The sequence below is a fragment of the cyanobacterium endosymbiont of Epithemia turgida isolate EtSB Lake Yunoko genome (genome assembly GCF_000829235.1).
Taxonomy (GTDB): domain Bacteria; phylum Cyanobacteriota; class Cyanobacteriia; order Cyanobacteriales; family Microcystaceae; genus Rippkaea.
This window is the reverse complement of record NZ_AP012549.1, coordinates 693372-709450: the sequence shown is the minus strand read 5'-3', so window position 1 is coordinate 709450 and position 16079 is coordinate 693372. Positions and strand designations below refer to the sequence as shown.

Genomic DNA, 16079 nt, shown 5'->3' with positions numbered 1-16079 from the left:
AACGAGATAAATCAATTGGAGGGTTAAGTTTCCTTCATTTCCCTACTTCATAAGTCTTTTTTTAGGAGGAATTAGCATCTGTTATTTTGATCAGATGCATACTTAGTAAACCTATTATTTTCATATTGTTCAACATAGGGGAGAATTGGCAAACTTCTTGTCAAACAAACGATTTTTCCCAAAGTATGGAAGCTAGTCAGAATAAATTTTTTCTATTCCCCTGATGCTACTCCTCCTCAAGTGTTGACCGTGAGCACAGAAAGTGGTTTAAAGCAATAAAGAACAGAGAACAGGGAAGGTGTATGTCCGATGAAAAAGTCACCCTATCTCCAATAAAGTTAAAATAACTCAGATAAAATCGCTTTTATAGCATGATCATCTATAAATTTTATTTTGGATTATATAAATGTCATCGGACATACCATGGACCGAGTTTGAGCCTATTACTGGATAGATATCCGCCCAAATTTTTATTTAATATTTGAAATATTTCGGAATTATGTTCTAAACAAATAGAATTTGTTTAGTTGAACTGAAGCACGTCTTATTTATCCGGAGATGACCATTCTATCTAACTTATTTCGTTCACTTTTATTAACCGTCTTATTGAGCTTCACGGTTCCTCTGTTATTTTTAGAATAAAAATTATCATAACTGTTAGCTGTTAGTCATAATTTCTGGAGTTGCTGAATTTAGTTAGCTATAAACAGCATAACAGAGTTATTATCTAAACTTAAAAGTCTTTGAATTCCTGATCTCCTCAAATCAGGTATAAATAGTTTTTGTCACAATTTTTATTTTTAATGTTTATCCTCCATGACACACAAATTCTATTAAATGTAATTATCTTGACATAAACTAAAGAATAATTCAGTGGTACAGCTCCCTTTGTTTGTGACAACGGGGAGATCGATGTTCATTAGGCAAAAGCAGCTATAGTTTATAGTTCCCTTACTATTGGCTTACCATTGATAATTTCTCCTACTAGGACCAAATCAGTTATCCCAACAAACAAACCGTTTTCTAGTACCCCTGGAATATTGTTAATGGTAACTTCCAAGGTTTTTGGAGCGTTAATCTCTTTAAATTTGACATCAATAACTAAATTTCCCTGATCTGTAATTACAGGTCCAGCTTTTCTGAGTCCCATTCGGATTTCCGGTTTTCCTCCCAGTTGTTCTAATTGACGCATAACAGGAGTTACTGCTTTGGGGATTACTTCCACAGGTAACGGACAAGTTGAGCCCAATTTATCTACTAGCTTATTACTATCAATTACCACAATCAAAAATCTAGCTAAGCTATCTACTATTTTTTCTTGAGTGTGAGCAGCACCACCTCCCTTAATTAAATTTTTCTTCGGATCAACTTCATCAGCGCCGTCAATTGCAATGTCAATATGATCAATCACATCAAGGGTGGTCAGGGGAATATTGTATTTTCTAGCTAGGACTTCTCCTTGAAAGGAAGTCGTCACCCCAACAATATTTTTTAAATCTCCCGATTTGAGGCGTTCTCCAATGTATTGAATGGCATAGGCTGTTGTAGAGCCTGTACCTAACCCGACAATGGAATTAGATTGAATACGAGCAACGGCAGACTTTCCTACCTCTTGTTTCGCAAGCACAACAAGATCATTGGTCATTGACATGGTTAAACTCCTTAACAGCAGATTATTCGTCTGGATTTTTAGATTCCAACTTCAAGAATAGAGGATGAGTAATTACTTAATCAGTCATTTTTTATGAACCCACCCTTTACCCTAACATTCTTCTAATTAGATGAAGTAGCAAGCATTTCTTTAAGCTTAGCTAACTCATCAGCCCAACGTGGATCAGGTTGAAAGCTATCGCCAGAGGGACTACTGTCACTGCTTTGAGCACGAGACCGTTTTTTGGCACCACCTTTTTTCATTGATGACTTCGGAGATGGAGCCGGAATTGGGGCAAGCTTTTCTTCTTGGTTTTCTTCTTTGTCTGTGTTTTTAGCTCTCGGTAAGGCTTTTTCAATTTTGAGAGAACTATCCATGAAAAGTTGACCGTTATATTCCTCGATAAACGCATCGGCTAATTCATCTGTGGCTACAGTGACAAAAGCAAACCCTCGGCATTTTCCCGTTTTGCGATCTTTAATTACTTTTGTCGACATAATTTCACCAGCATTAGCAAACATTTCTTCCAAAGCTTGGCGTTCGATAGGTTCTTTGGGTAAGTTACCGATATATAAACGTATGGGCATAGGATATATCTCCATTGATTGGTTTAAAAAAAACTCATTAGTTTAGCAATGATCAGCCATATCGAAATATGATTTATATAGAGACTTGTCCAGAAATTTTTCGGAGACGTATTTCTATAAAACCCAGATTATTGTTAGTAATATTGGCTTGTGCCGTCGAAATTATCTTACCTCTAGCTGTGCTGATAGGGTGATCACTCACGATTTTGTTTTAATCTTTAACAGTTCTGGCAATGAATAAGGACTGCAAAATATACTGCCCTTTTAGATTATTACAGATTCTTTACAGTATTCGTCAAATGATTTGAAAGAAAGTTATTCGAATTTTCTGTTTTTGTGAGTAGATATACTTAATATTTTGTTCATGCTGAGTAAATTGTTGACAAATATCTTGCCAAGAATAATGTTATGTGCATATTCTGTCGACTCATAGAGCTTATTAATTGGGTCTCCAAATGCTGTCCAAGCTAAAAATGCCTAGTTTATAGGTTTTAAACTAGACATTTTGTTAAGTTTTTGTTAGATTTTCTAAAAAAAGTACCTTTGTGGGATTAACTTTGTTGGGGTAGTACAAATGAGGTTTTTATTTTTTCAAGAGGTCTGTATAAAGTCAAAATTTTCCAATCTCAGCTTAACGCAACAATTTGAGATGAAGTGGATGTAAAATGCAGCGTTTCAAATAAACCAAAAACAAGCTTTGGAATTTTTGATGTAGGTATCATAGCTACTAATGATCAAGATAAATATTATCCGTAATATTGCTAATTAACTTAGTAGTTAATTAGCAATATAGGCTTTAAGCAAAGAAATTCACTATGAATGCAAATGTTTTTTAGTTGTGATTAGAACAAAAAGTGTAGCTTCAATGTTTACAGAATAAATTTTGAAGTTTAGGATGAGGATGAGTTGTTAACTATTTGTTATATATCATGTAAAAGTTAATTATGCGAAACAATATTATTTGAGATCGGATCCTAGCTAACTAATATGAGAAGTCGGAGTCTAAAAAATTAAATTTCAGGTTAAATTTATTTAAAGTCATTCTAATTTTAGGTAGAAAACAGATAAAGGGTGCAGCAATGTTATTCCCTATTTATGGTAGAAGTTAGTTCCTAAAATCTTTGAATGTAAATAACCACATAAAAAACTTACTATTGTATGGTATAAAGTTTATTCTAAAAATAGAGGAGAGTAGTATACTGCCACAGTCAAAAAATATATTTATAGTCGGGGTTGGGATAAGGTTATTGTCTTAAATTTATCTTAAATATTTAAAAAAAATTAGTATTATACTAATAGATTCAGTAATTATATTTGAGTACATCTTCATGATGATAAAGAGATTTATATAAAGTTAAAAGGTCATAGTTATATTTTTTTCTATTATAGATTTAACGATAAAATTATAGTTTTAGATCTCCAATTTTTTCCTATTTGTCCAAATAAGACTTTCATGTCGAAGTTTTTTAAACAATATAATTGCAAATGCAAAAGTAACATCTTAAGAGATGAACTTAAATATGAGATGTATGAGAACATAAAGTAATCGCTTTAACGTTGAAAAAAAAGTAGAAAGCAAATAAAAAAAATATCAAAATAGAATTTTCGATAGTTCAATCTAGATTTTTAGGCTGTAATCGTTCATCTGAGATATTAGGTTTAATAAAATAGATAGCTAAAAATTGATAATTTTCAATCTAAAAAAAGTACTTTGTAGTTGAAATTATAAATATACAAAAAAAGAAAAAAATATTTATTTTAAAGTATTTAAGATAAATATTTTTCAAGAAAAAAGATAAAAAAATAAAAACATGGCAATATTTATTCACTTATATAAAATACGTTATTTTATATAAAATACAGTAAAAATTATTAGTACAATATTGTAAAAATAAACATTATAAAATAAAGTAAATAGCTACATTATTATTGACTGAATAAAAATTTTTATTATTTTTTTAAAAAAATAAAACAATAGAAAAATAGCTCTACTTTAGTAGATATAGAGATATAAAATAATTTATATTTTTAAAATTTTATTTAAAGCTGTATACTTATTATGTCGCTTGCTTTGTAAGAACAGTAATATTTGAGATAAAAAAGAATAATTATATTCTCTATATTTAGAAGAGACATAATATCTGCTTACTCTACTTTTGCTGTAATGCGTTAGTCTAGATAAACGAACTCTTAATTCTTTAGGTATTGTTTAGGCTTATGGTTGTGATACGTTACAGTATTTTGCTTTCCTTAATAGGACTATTAACAGCATGTAGGGGAATAGAAGGGTTAGAAAGTCGATTTTCTGCAAATCCTAAATTTACAAAAAATTCAGAAATTCATCAAAATCCAATCATTAAACTTCCCAATAATTTTCCCTCAGAAATTCCCCAATATCCCCAAGCTACTCTACAAGAAATAAATCAAAAAATTACACAAAATAACGGAGAAGTTAGTTGGAAAACCAATGAACCTACTGAGACAGTTAAGAATTTTTATGAACAGCAATTAAAGTTGCAAAAATGGGAAATTATTCAGTCTTTTTCGTCTGACTCTCAAGAAAGTTCATTAATTGCTCAAAAAAATAATCTAAAGATTAGACTATCTCTATTTCCCATGAAATCAACAACAGAATTTACCATTAGATATAAACAGGTTAATACGACTCAATTAAATAATAGTTCTTTTGATCAGTCTTCAACTATTACTAGTAAACCCACTAATTTTTCTGATCTTAATCAAGTCCCTGAAGCTTTACGTTCCTATGTTAAAGATGTAGCAAACTTGGGTATTTTAACTGCTAAAGAAAATAACCAATTTAACCCTAATGAACCGATTACTCGTCGGGAATACGCACGATGGTTAGTCAAGGCTAAAAATAAATTTTATCAAGATTATCCTGAGCAACAAATCCATTTAGGATTAAAAAATGCTCAACCGGTTTTTAGTGATGTTCCTTCAAATGACGCTGATTTTGCCGTAATTCAAGGATTAGCCGAGGCAGGGTTAATTTCCTCTCATCTGACAGGAGACAGTAACACTTTTTTATTCCGTCCTAATGAATTGTTAACACGGTCTGATTTAATTGCTTGGAAAGTTCCTTTAGACATGGGGAAAAGTCTACCTAAAGCTTCTATTGATGGGATTAGAGAAACTTGGGGGTTTCAGGACACTACTCAAATTGAGCCTATAGGATTACGGGGATTATATGCTGATTTCCAAAATGGAGAACAGGGGAACGTCCGCCGTGTTTTTGGTTATATAATCTTGTTTCAACCTAAAAAAACTGTCACTCGCGCTCAAGCCGCAGCCGCCTTATGGTACTTTGGCTATCAAGGGGATGGTCTATCAGCCGAAGATGTTTTAAATCGAACAGGAAATAGTTAATAGAAGTAAAATAAAATGACAGTTTATCAAAACTATATTAGAAAATAGGGTTTCGTCACCAATCACCTTGATGTCTAATAGAATACAAGTAAATATAGTAAGATTTTAAGGTTTTTAATTTAAAAAACTATTTTGACTTATTAAACTTATAATAAAGGATATGATTTTGTTAAAAACAAGGAAGAATAGTGGATTATAGACTAAAGGAATAAATACACTTAGATTATAGATGCAGAAAACGTAGTCATTGCTACATTACTGACTTTAAATATTGTGATTCAGTAATCATTTTCCTATAAAAGTAACTTTACACACTAGATAAGATATTTTTCTATGGGAACGGTTTTGTCAGTGGTTGCCTGGCATTAATAACCGTCTATATGTCGGTTGGTTTGGTGTTGTTCTTATTCTCACTATTCCTACTTTAACTATTTGTTTTATTATTGCTTTCATTGCGACTCTACCCAGCTAAAATACTCTCCCTCTTACTGTAGATATTTATCATATCAGCGAAACTGTAGCGGTTTTCTCCTTGATAGAAATCATATTACTTTTGGAGCGGTTATCTCTTCGTCTAACACCATGAAATTGCACTTTTACCCTATTTTGTGGTGAACAACCTCCCTAGATGAGTCGCTATACAATGAAAATCCTTGTCAGTTAGGAATTTTTTATTTTCTGATTGGTATTTTCTGTTAAATGGGAAAACAATAAGAACTCTATTAACCGTTTAGGAATAGCTCCTTGAATTTTTATTACTTATAGTATGTGTATTTCTACGACAACCACTGTTTTCCTCGTCTATCCTAATTAGTCAAGGATACCTCTCTGATAAAATGCTCGTAGGAATCAATGGAACTTTTAATTTTGTGGTTGTATTTCAAACAGAATACAATATATTGATACACCAATTTTACATGTTGGGGGTTGTCGGTGTATTTAGTGGGGCACTATTTTCTGCCATATAGAGTCTCAGAACTATAATTCTGACTTGGAATAAGAAGAGAAAAACTATAATATTATGGCTGTTAACGGTTATTTGGTCCACTTAATCTTTCAATATGTATCTTTTAATGATAGCTGTGCTTTACACTTCTTTTTTTAGAGGACTAGCCTGTTATTAGTATCTGGTTAACAACAATGGAAATCAACTTAATGGACTTTAACCTTAAGTGAATTTAATTTCGACCAATTAATATCATCTTCTTAAGATCGTACGATTAGTACCTAGACTGATGTCTTAAACTATGTGGGAATTGGAATAATGAAAATAATGTACGAACGAAACGCTCACAACTACCCTTTGATTTAGCTAATGGTGAACAGCCCCTATTATTTATAGCCAACATTTTAACTCTAGTTGATTTTCAGGTGTTCTCCGTAATGGGAACACCTTTTTTGGGTTCATTTATGGCAAAGTAACATATCAATAATGTTATTCTTCTCCTTCTACTTGAGCTTGATATTCACTAGCAGATAAAGTATTGTCCAAATGATCATCAAGGTTTTCAACCCGAATTTTGAGTAACCATCCATCTCCGTACGGGTCATCAGCGATCTGTTCAGGAGTTTCAATCATCTGTTCATTGCGGTCTACAACAGTACCTGATACGGGAGGATAGAGATCCTCAGCCGCTTTTACTGATTCAATTGCCCCAAAAACTTCCCCAATCTCTATGGAATCTCCTACTTCAGGTAATTCTAAAAACACTATATCTCCAAGTTGTTCGAGCGCATAAGCACTAATGCCAATAGTAGCGATTTTTCCATCTAAACGAATGTATTCATGGGAATCTAAGTATCTTAGATCATCGGGATATTCTAAGTCCATTTTTTATTCTCAAATTCACAGCAAACGTAAGTTTAACACCGCTAATGCTGAAGGAGATAGAATTTTGTTACAAATTTCAAGATAAATCTTGTAATCTGTAGCAGATGATTACAAGCTTCTCTTAGAAACCTGTAATCATCTGCAGTTTCTTATGGATATACTTTGGTCAACACTTTCTTATTTTCTAAATGGAAGAAGATCATACCCTTTTCACGAGAAAGACTAATAAATAGGCTTTCTTGAGAAGAAAATACAAGATTTTTTAAAAATATCTGCATAAAACCATTTACTAGGATAGTTTGGGTAAACTGCAGTTTTTCAGTGATTTATCTTGTTTATTGTTGTAGTCTACAGTAATTTATTTAATCTTTTATGCTATATTGATAGCCTTACAATTTCTTAAAGATATACTTTACAATAAGTAAATATCTTATCTAAAAATGATTAAATTTCTAATTATTTATTGACTTCTATGAATATAAGAAATAGTTTATTGAAATTTTAAATAATTAGAAAATGTATAGATGTTGTCTTTGAAAGACATTTAACTATTTTTGCATTATACTATAGCTACTTATAGCTCTCTTCTAGCTTTTTATAGTAATTGATAATAAATCTTTTTTATGTTCAATATTTCGTGAAATTAATTAGTTTATAATGATTTTACTAATAATTTTATTAGCTAATAAAATTATTAGTAAAACGATAGAATTTATCTGAAATATAAAAAGTTATTATTAGACTTTGTATTTTTGCAATAAATACAAAGTCTAATAATAATTAACTAGATTATTTATATTCTCAATAAATGTTAAACTACTTTTTATTATTGTATTGTTATTTATATAGGTTCATGACCTCACCAGATAATTTATTGTAATTCTCTTAAATAATGCTCATCTGTTACCAAGGAACATTGTTTTTTGACACGCTTACTAAATTGTTTGTATTGATATCACAAAAATTTACCATGGTCACTACCAAGGAAATCCCCACCTCTGATGAAGTTTCAATTTTGTCACATTAACTCAGGTGGAATAGATTGACTGGTAATTTATTCAATAACTATTATAAGCAGATAATCTAGATTTCGAGTTCGATCAATCCTTGTTGTATCTGAGTTAAATTAATGTAGTCTGACTCTATCAGTTAGCTACTAAAAAGAGATTAGGTAAATCTCTCAATATCTCTGAAGAGGAGCATAGAGAAAATTTATTTTGATTGAACAATCTATTTTCTCTAATAATTCCCAGATCTGTTAAAAATTATAAGCATTCAACATCATAATATAAAAACTATCTTTCTTTCATACCCTGATGATAATGAGTTTATGTTATTTTAACTATCTTGAGATATTGATTGTTTTATCCTTCACGCAAGGACATAGTCTTCTCTATAGTCCTTTCCAGGAAGTTATTTTTTTGAGTCGACAGTCCAATGACGTTCATAACCTTGAAGAAATCTTGATTGAAGGTATGGAAAAAGGAATTAAAGGAGATTATTAAGGGGCAATTGCAGATTTTACTCAAGTGATTCGCTTTAATATTTACGATGCAGAATCCTACTACAATCGAGACATTGCCTATACTAAAATAAACAACTATTCCCAAGCAATCGCTGATTTTAACTATGCCTTATATCTAGATAATGAATTTGCTGAAGTCTACCTCTAACGGGCTAAAGTTTGTCTAGTCTTAAATAACCAACCTGAAGCTATTAGGGATCTGCAAACGGGGGCAAAATTATTCAAAAAAAAGATAAATTTTTTTTTATTAAGAAACTCAAAAACTTTTAGGACAGGTAGGGTATCATCTTACAATTGAAAATTACAAAAAGTAAAGTTGAGGGTCTTTTGGAAACTACACAGACCAAAAATTTAGAGGAAATTCTTAAGGTTGTTCGCTCTGTTGCTTGGGGAGCCACTGAAATTCTTCGTTCTTACTACCGAAGGGAAGCCAATAAAGGCAATCTAGATGTTAATGAAGATAAAAAAGATGGACCAATCACTGCGGCAGATTTGGCTGCCAACCACTATATTTTAGAGAAATTACAAGAAGTTTTTGCTCCTGACAGTTTTGGTTATCTTAGTGAAGAAACTTACCAAGAAACTGATCCTATTCCTCAAGACTGGGTGTGGATTATTGATCCTCTTGATGGTACTAGAGATTTTATTGATAAAACTGGGGAATATGCTCTACATATTGCCCTAGTTTATAAAGGTCATCCTGTTGTTTCCGTAGTTGGCATTCCTGAAGCTAAAAAACTATATTTTGCAGCGAAACATCAGGGTACTTTTGTAGAAACTCCCGACGGAATAGTTAGACCTATTCGTGTTTCAGGACGAAATCAAATGAAAGATTTGTTCTTAGTGGTGAGTCGAACCCATCGTGATGATCGTTTTCAGGAATTGATCAATAGCTTACCATTGAAAGATTGTAACTATATGGGGAGTGTTGGAGGAAAGATTTCTACTATTCTTGAACAAAAATCTGATGTTTATGCTTCTTTGTCTGGCAAATCTGCTCCCAAAGACTGGGACTTCGCTGCTCCTGAGTTGCTCCTAATAGAAGCAGGAGGAAAATTCACTAACTTTGATGGCACACCTTTAGCCTATAACAAGGGGGATGTTGAACAGTGGGGAGGATTAATTGCCAGCAATGGTCACTGTCATGAACTTCTCTGTCAGAAAGCTATCAAATTGCTATCGAAGATTGATGATAAATAACAATCCTTCCTTGAAAAAGTTAATAGCGGTTGACAGCTTATAACCACTACAGGTTTTAGCTCATGGATAGTTTTTGACTACCATACGCATCTTTGTTAAATACAGGGTGACTATCTCTGTAGTTTATTCCTTGATCAGTTATAGATTGAAACAAGATTTCAAAGGATTTAGAATGCTAGTTTATCTTGTGGATAGGTTTAGTTTATTCACTACGGAAATGAGCTGTGGTCTTGATTGCTACAGCGACGACTAAACTAATAACAAATAAGATAATAACAATATTTACATGATTGTTATGACTCCTTCAATTCGAATTTTATTAACTTATATAAATAAGTATAATAAATATTTGTCACAGAAATTAATGTAAAGGAATCAAGGTTGACATGTATTTTATTAAAGTTTATATGATTTGTTAGATAAACTAAACCCCACTAAGACTTTAATCTGTTTCAGTGACATTTTTTTAAATTAGTCATACTAAAAGTTAATTAGCATTGATCTTTAGTATGACTAATTTGACAACACATTGACTGCTGATTTGCAATGGTTTTCTATCTAATTACGTCATTGTTTACTTTCATAAACTCGAACGACGCTTGCAGATAACCCTTTGCGCTGCAATTCAACAACCCTTTTTTGAGCTTGTTGGGATTGTTTAAATATCCCTGCATGAATAACCCCCTCACTTTGACGAATAAACGCAAGAGGTTCCACAGTTTGAACCTGAGATAAAAGCAATGTATTTTTACCCACGACTTCTACTCGATAGAGACTAGGAGTCTTGTTTGATTGGGAAGATGAAGCCGAGCTTCTAGGAGTGACAGGGCTGACGGGGACAGAAGACGGGTGGCTAGTTGGAGCTTGAAAGGTATATTCACGAACGCTCATAGGGGACATAGGTTTAGCTGGAACTACTTCAACAGGAATAAAACTACTAAATTCAGAACTTGGTTCAGTAGAAGTATTAGGAACTGCATTTTCAGGAACTCGAAGAGGAGGGGGAAAGGGCAGAGTTCCTAAACTTTGAGAAACACTCTTCAAAGGAAGGCTTACAACAATGGAAATGACTAAAAACAACCAAAGTTGACTGTCAGAAATAAGTTTTGGGAACCATTGATGTAAACTGTAAGTCAAATGGATAAGCTGGGAAATTCGAGCGGTATTCATGAGTAATACAATCTTTAATTAGTCTCCTCACACCCTTCGATCCAAAAGATTAGATTTTCAGTCTTCGGGCTGGTCGCGTAATCATTGTTTATTGTAATGAAGTTGACTGTCAGCTAGGGTCAGCTTCAGTCTAGTCGGCACTTTTTTTTAAAAAAATTAACAATTGTTTGCTGATTATTGAGAATAATCTCAATGGGAGATAAATTTTGCTAAGAATATTTATTTAATCCTTAAAGTCGAGACTATGATTTTGACTGACTATTATAAATATAGTGTCTATTTTTGTATTTTCTAAAAAATCTACTTATCAACAAACTAAAACATAGCAGTTTTAAATAAAAAAATAATACCCGTTACTTCCATAGATAATATCCATAAATTATTAAATAAAATATAAATTGTATCTACAAAATCTCTTGAGTATTCTATCTTATGAATCTCTATTAAAAATTAGACAAAAGATCCCAAAATCTTAATCAAGATCTCCTAATTATATAAGAAATTTAGGCTAATTTAGTAACTAATATAGAACGTCAACAAAGTGATAAATATATCAGTAACTTTTATGAAAGTTAATCTTTTTTCTTGTCTTTAAATTTTAGCTATAGTGGGGATTATAAATCAAGAATTAGGGATTAGAAGAAAGTAAAGAGTCCAAACTGATAACTTGAGTTTTATATCAATAATATGATGATAATAAGATTATCAAATTCTCTAAACTATTCCCTTTTCCCTTTTTCTCAGTTAAATCCAGCTAAACTTTGGCACAAATCCATTATGAGTTATTCAAATCATCCTTAGAATCATTGTCTGAATTAACGGAAAAATTAGTTGTCTGTGTTTGTTGTGTTACTTTTTTTTGTTTTTTTTGTTCTGCTTTGAGGGCATCTTCAACAACAGCAAGTAACTGTTCTATTTTATCGAGATTACTACGATAGAGATCTAAGTCTTTTTGGAGTTTTTCTGGAGATAAATGAAGCACTTCAGCTATTTGACTAAAAATTAGGTTGCTTTGCTCCTGATTTGTGACTAAATCAGGAGCAAGTTCCATTATTAGAGTATATAAACCTACCGTAAACAGACGACTATATTTAAACCGAGAATTTTGAGCAATTGCTTGAAAAATTTCACACAATGTTCTATTGTCAGGAACTTGTGAACTAGCAGCTTTAAGAATTTCCCTGAAATCTGACACTGACATTCCTTTAACCTGAGCTAAAAGAGTTTGAGCTTCTTGTAGATATTGTTCAGCATTGCCTCCAACTGAATAACACAACGCTGAAAAAATAGAGTCTTTGTCTTTTTGGGGTTGATATCCTTGAACAAAACGCTCAAAAGAAGTGACAACCCCTAGAGCATAAATAGGATCGTAACGAAAATCTACATTAACTGAGAGCAGGTGTATCTCTACCAACAACTCTTCAATAAAACGGCGGTAAACAGAGTTTATGGGTCGGGCGTGATGGGTGTAGAAATCCCGTTTAGTATCCGAAACAGTACGAATTTTATCCACAAAAGAGACTTAAATTTAATTGATATAGTAACTGCAATCTATTGTCCCTTGTAAAGACTTCTTTGCCAAGACAAGGAAAAATAAGTCACTCAGTGGAAGTCAAATATCTAATTTTAGAGTCTTTCTCTCGCCATTTTCAAAATTTAGGAAGAGGTCGAATTGGGACAATAATTAGGGAATTTTTGCAGTTTTATTCGTTAAATATAAGGCTAACCTCCCTTTTCTTTAATGGTTTTTAAAACTTCATATAATTTATTACGAGTATTGGGCAAAGAAGGTTCGAAAAGGTTAGATCGGATTTTTCGGTGTAAAGTTTCTAAAATGCATAATAAAGACAGCAAGTCATAAGTATTGTCTTTACAATCAAAACCTAGGGTTTCGACAATAGCCACTATTTCTTAAAGACGTTGGAACAGTGAACTGTTTTGCTAATTATACGAATAGTTTACTGTATGTAGTTTTGGTGGTTGCGTCATCGTTGCTCCTTAAATCTTTTTTCCAATCATCTTTATGATAAAGAGAAGGGGATCGGAATAGTTACGAATTTTCGGTAGAGTAGACCACGATGTCGTTAACGTAACTTATCTAAAACTTCATACATTATATTTTTCACTTAAAATACTTATAGGTATAAGAGATTTTTAATTTGAGATGAATAAAACGAAGTAGGACGAAAGGCTTTATGTCTTAAATTATTATCTTTCTGATACTCTGTTTGTAGATATTAATGGTTTGTATCGATGGACAGGGAAATTTGGTTAATCCTTAGAATCTGACCCATGATGAAATTTTAAATACGGAATTAGCCAACAAATACCCTCATATTTTAAATTTACTCGGAGATAAATTCTTGTCGCAGTAGGGGGAACTTATTTGGTAGTATATTATTATTTATGACCCCAAGAATATATTTGTTAAAGAAAAATTTGTCAGCAAACACAAGAAAGTTTAATCTGAACAGCTTATGTCATTTCTCCGAAGAAACTTGAACTAACACGCGATATCCATATTGTTTAACGGAATAAGCTTCCAGAGATATTTCTAGTGCCGTTAAACATTGTTCTTTAGCTAAGCGATATTTAAATTCATGATATAAGCAGGTTAAAATACCATTTTCAACTTTTTTAATTTCTAAGGGCATCGTTACATGATTACAACTATTACTATGCACAATTACTTGCTCATGTTGTCTGGTTCAAATCAACGTTAATCCTTAAATTTACAGCGGTGAAATTCTTCGATTGAATATCTCGTCAATAGTTGTTCAAAATGTCTAACCTCTATCTTAGAATGAAGAAAATGAACCACTTAAACAGCTGTTATTCTTAACAATTAACTATTGTAGAGTTATTCACTGATAGGACGTGATTTTACGACAATAAGTTTTTATCACCTGTTTAACTCCTGTTTTGGGGTTAGGCTAGAAGTTGCACAATTCTTACAAGTCCGAATCAATTGAACTTTGACACTATTAGGTAGTTCAATCGCCACCAATTCTATATTTTCATTATGACTTTTTGCTCTTAATTGAACAGCTTATAATGTTTTTCGAATACGTTCTTCTAAGAGCGGAGTTAGAGGTTTAATTAATTGATTATAACGTAATAATCTATAAACAATTTTACCCTCAACTGCATGGCGCAATATATCCATTGATTTTTGTTTAATTCTAGGAACTATACGAGTTAACCTTTTCTTGATGTGATTCTTTTACTGTACCTTTTAACAATCACCTTCTGATTTTTATCCCATTAAGATGTTATTTGCTCACAGGGACTAATTTCTTTTGCTAGGCTTTTTAATATCTTCACTTGTCCTGATGTGGAGATAGATTTATTTATATATCAACAGTTAAAATTCTATAGTGAATAGTTAATAGCTAGCCACTATAGAATCTGAATAACTCAATGTGGAAAATCATTACATTTTTATATCTTTAAACAAAAAAGGCATAAGCATCCCTGTCACTAGACTAGACACTGTAATAGCCAAAGCTAAATTAACCTCCATTTTAGACAATCCGACTAATAACAATAGTCCGATAAAAAACCCTAAAGCGTATTGTTTGTAAAAATATCCAGTGTCACGAATTAATTTTCCTTTAAAAAACAATTTCGCACTATACCAGGTAAGTTTTAACATTATCTGTAACTCCTACATTAATCTCAACAAAATAAGTCCAACGGCAACAGCTGGAATAACTCCAGCAGGACCAAATAAACTACCCAACATGGCAGACAATTGATAGCCAATATCCTTCCCCGCCAATAACACTCCACCCATAGCTCCACCAACAACAGAAATGATAGCAGCTACTACTAACCAGAGTAAGCCTGTTACTAGGGTTATCTCTCCCATCATTAGGTTTACAAAAAAACTATGAAGGCTTGTATCTGTTCCTAAGTCACCTAAAATTTCAGTCATTTTAATTACGTTCCTTAGAGAAATTAAATTACCAACTTTCTAATTATACCTCTATATTTTGTAAAGCGTTTTTCATGATTTATACTCGTTCCCATTGTCCGTATTGACTAAATGCTCCTTGGGCTTTTAAATAGTAAGTTTTAGCTTCCATCATATTATTTTGATTGCCCTTCTCAGGATGCTCAACATCATCAGCTAAATTCAATAAAACGTTTGCCTTATTTGAAATAGTGTGAGCCTATTCAACAGGAGTATTTTGAGGAGTACAAACCTTTAACGCCTTATTGTATGCAGCTAGAGCTTTCAAATTATTTTATACCGGATGACACTTGGAAGAGATTGTAGAGCGTCAGTGAGATTATTATTGAGCATAGTATATTCACTAGGATAATCGGTTAGCTTTACCCATTTAAAAGCCGATTTAAAAGACTGAACCGCAATAGCTTTACGTATTTTTTACCCATATGGTCATAGGGTTTGTCAACCTTTTTTATCTAGTTCAATGGGTCGCAATATTCTTAAGAAAACAACTGATCAGAGTAGTTAATTAGTAATTCTAATTCAGATGGTTTGACTTACACTCAAAAGTAAACTTCTTTATGTTTTTATTTTTAAATAAATTGACTTATACGTAGATTTAAACACAACCTACTATCATCTATAAGTATTCGGTAAGTTGATATTTTAAAATTTATTTACTATTTTTTCATACAAAACCTAAATTCTAATTTTAAAATATACTTTATTGATTAATAATTTGTTATCTGTGTATTTTTTCTACAATTTGAATG

15 protein-coding genes and 2 pseudogenes are annotated in these 16079 nt (G+C 32.0%); 6 read left to right on the top strand and 11 right to left on the bottom strand.

All coding sequences use genetic code 11. The features are described 5' to 3' along the window. Positions 1-144 precede the first annotated feature (144 nt). Positions 145-279, top strand: coding sequence for a DUF3370 family protein (locus tag ETSB_RS10800; protein ID WP_145972268.1), 135 nt, complete (start codon positions 145-147; stop codon positions 277-279). A gap of 661 nt (positions 280-940) precedes the next feature. On the opposite strand, the gene rpiA is transcribed toward ETSB_RS10800, so the two are convergent. The 3 genes from rpiA to ETSB_RS10455 all read right to left on the bottom strand — a co-directional run bounded on the left by rpiA (position 941) and on the right by ETSB_RS10455 (position 2440). Continuing rightward, positions 941-1651, bottom strand: a complete 711-nt coding sequence (gene rpiA, locus ETSB_RS02045; RefSeq protein WP_044105982.1) for a ribose-5-phosphate isomerase RpiA — start codon at positions 1649-1651, stop codon at positions 941-943. Positions 1652-1773: 122 nt separating this feature from the next. After that, entirely contained in the window at positions 1774-2238 is a 465-nt protein-coding gene (locus tag ETSB_RS02040; RefSeq protein ID WP_044105980.1) for an RNA recognition motif domain-containing protein, read from the bottom strand. A 73-nt stretch (positions 2239-2311) separates the two neighbouring features. Then, complete coding sequence (locus tag ETSB_RS10455; protein WP_269763977.1) at positions 2312-2440, bottom strand: hypothetical protein; 129 nt, start codon at positions 2438-2440, stop codon at positions 2312-2314. Positions 2441-4455: 2015 nt separating this feature from the next. On the opposite strand from ETSB_RS10455, the gene ETSB_RS02035 reads away from it, so the two are divergent. Beyond that, on the top strand, positions 4456-5625 hold the full coding sequence (locus ETSB_RS02035) for an S-layer homology domain-containing protein (RefSeq protein WP_044105979.1): 1170 nt from the start codon (positions 4456-4458) through the stop codon (positions 5623-5625). A 325-nt stretch (positions 5626-5950) separates the two neighbouring features. Beyond that, positions 5951-6937 (top strand): annotated as a pseudogene (locus ETSB_RS02030) (photosystem II q(b) protein). A 123-nt stretch (positions 6938-7060) separates the two neighbouring features. On the opposite strand, the gene gcvH reads toward ETSB_RS02030, so the two are convergent. Continuing rightward, positions 7061-7456, bottom strand: a complete 396-nt coding sequence (gcvH, locus tag ETSB_RS02025; RefSeq protein ID WP_044105978.1) for a glycine cleavage system protein GcvH — start codon at positions 7454-7456, stop codon at positions 7061-7063. Positions 7457-8778: 1322 nt separating this feature from the next. On the opposite strand from gcvH, the gene ETSB_RS08800 reads away from it, so the two are divergent. From ETSB_RS08800 to ETSB_RS02015, 3 genes are all read left to right on the top strand, one after another. Beyond that, complete coding sequence (locus ETSB_RS08800) at positions 8779-8961, top strand: hypothetical protein (RefSeq protein ID WP_052470609.1); 183 nt, start codon at positions 8779-8781, stop codon at positions 8959-8961. A gap of 24 nt (positions 8962-8985) precedes the next feature. After that, on the top strand, positions 8986-9129 hold the full coding sequence (locus ETSB_RS09830) for a hypothetical protein (protein WP_171816378.1): 144 nt from the start codon (positions 8986-8988) through the stop codon (positions 9127-9129). A gap of 179 nt (positions 9130-9308) precedes the next feature. Next, positions 9309-10181 carry a 3'(2'),5'-bisphosphate nucleotidase CysQ family protein gene (locus ETSB_RS02015; protein ID WP_044107554.1) on the top strand — a complete coding sequence of 291 codons (873 nt, stop codon included), beginning with the start codon at positions 9309-9311 and terminating at the stop codon, positions 10179-10181. A 567-nt stretch (positions 10182-10748) separates the two neighbouring features. Here the strand turns inward: ETSB_RS02015 and ETSB_RS02010 are convergent. The 7 genes and pseudogenes from ETSB_RS02010 to ETSB_RS10450 form a co-directional block, all read right to left on the bottom strand. Next, the gene (locus ETSB_RS02010) at positions 10749-11351 is read right to left on the bottom strand and encodes a hypothetical protein (protein ID WP_044105977.1); all 603 of its coding nucleotides are present in this window, start codon (positions 11349-11351) and stop codon (positions 10749-10751) included. Positions 11352-12126: 775 nt separating this feature from the next. Beyond that, entirely contained in the window at positions 12127-12864 is a 738-nt protein-coding gene (gene psb29 / locus ETSB_RS02005) for a photosystem II biogenesis protein Psp29 (protein WP_044105976.1), read from the bottom strand. 209 nt (positions 12865-13073) lie between these two features. Next, positions 13074-13256, bottom strand: a complete 183-nt coding sequence (locus ETSB_RS02000; RefSeq protein WP_070104601.1) for a hypothetical protein — start codon at positions 13254-13256, stop codon at positions 13074-13076. A 575-nt stretch (positions 13257-13831) separates the two neighbouring features. Continuing rightward, positions 13832-14041 (bottom strand): annotated as a pseudogene (locus ETSB_RS09125) (Rieske 2Fe-2S domain-containing protein); the annotation flags it as partial. 743 nt (positions 14042-14784) lie between these two features. Further along, a complete protein-coding gene (locus ETSB_RS01990) occupies positions 14785-15006 on the bottom strand; it encodes a hypothetical protein (RefSeq protein WP_044105974.1) in 222 nt (73 codons plus the stop codon). Positions 15007-15018: 12 nt separating this feature from the next. Then, positions 15019-15288, bottom strand: coding sequence for a hypothetical protein (locus ETSB_RS01985; protein ID WP_044105973.1), 270 nt, complete (start codon positions 15286-15288; stop codon positions 15019-15021). Positions 15289-15367: 79 nt separating this feature from the next. After that, positions 15368-15493, bottom strand: a complete 126-nt coding sequence (locus ETSB_RS10450; protein WP_269763976.1) for a hypothetical protein — start codon at positions 15491-15493, stop codon at positions 15368-15370. Positions 15494-16079: the final 586 nt, after the last annotated feature.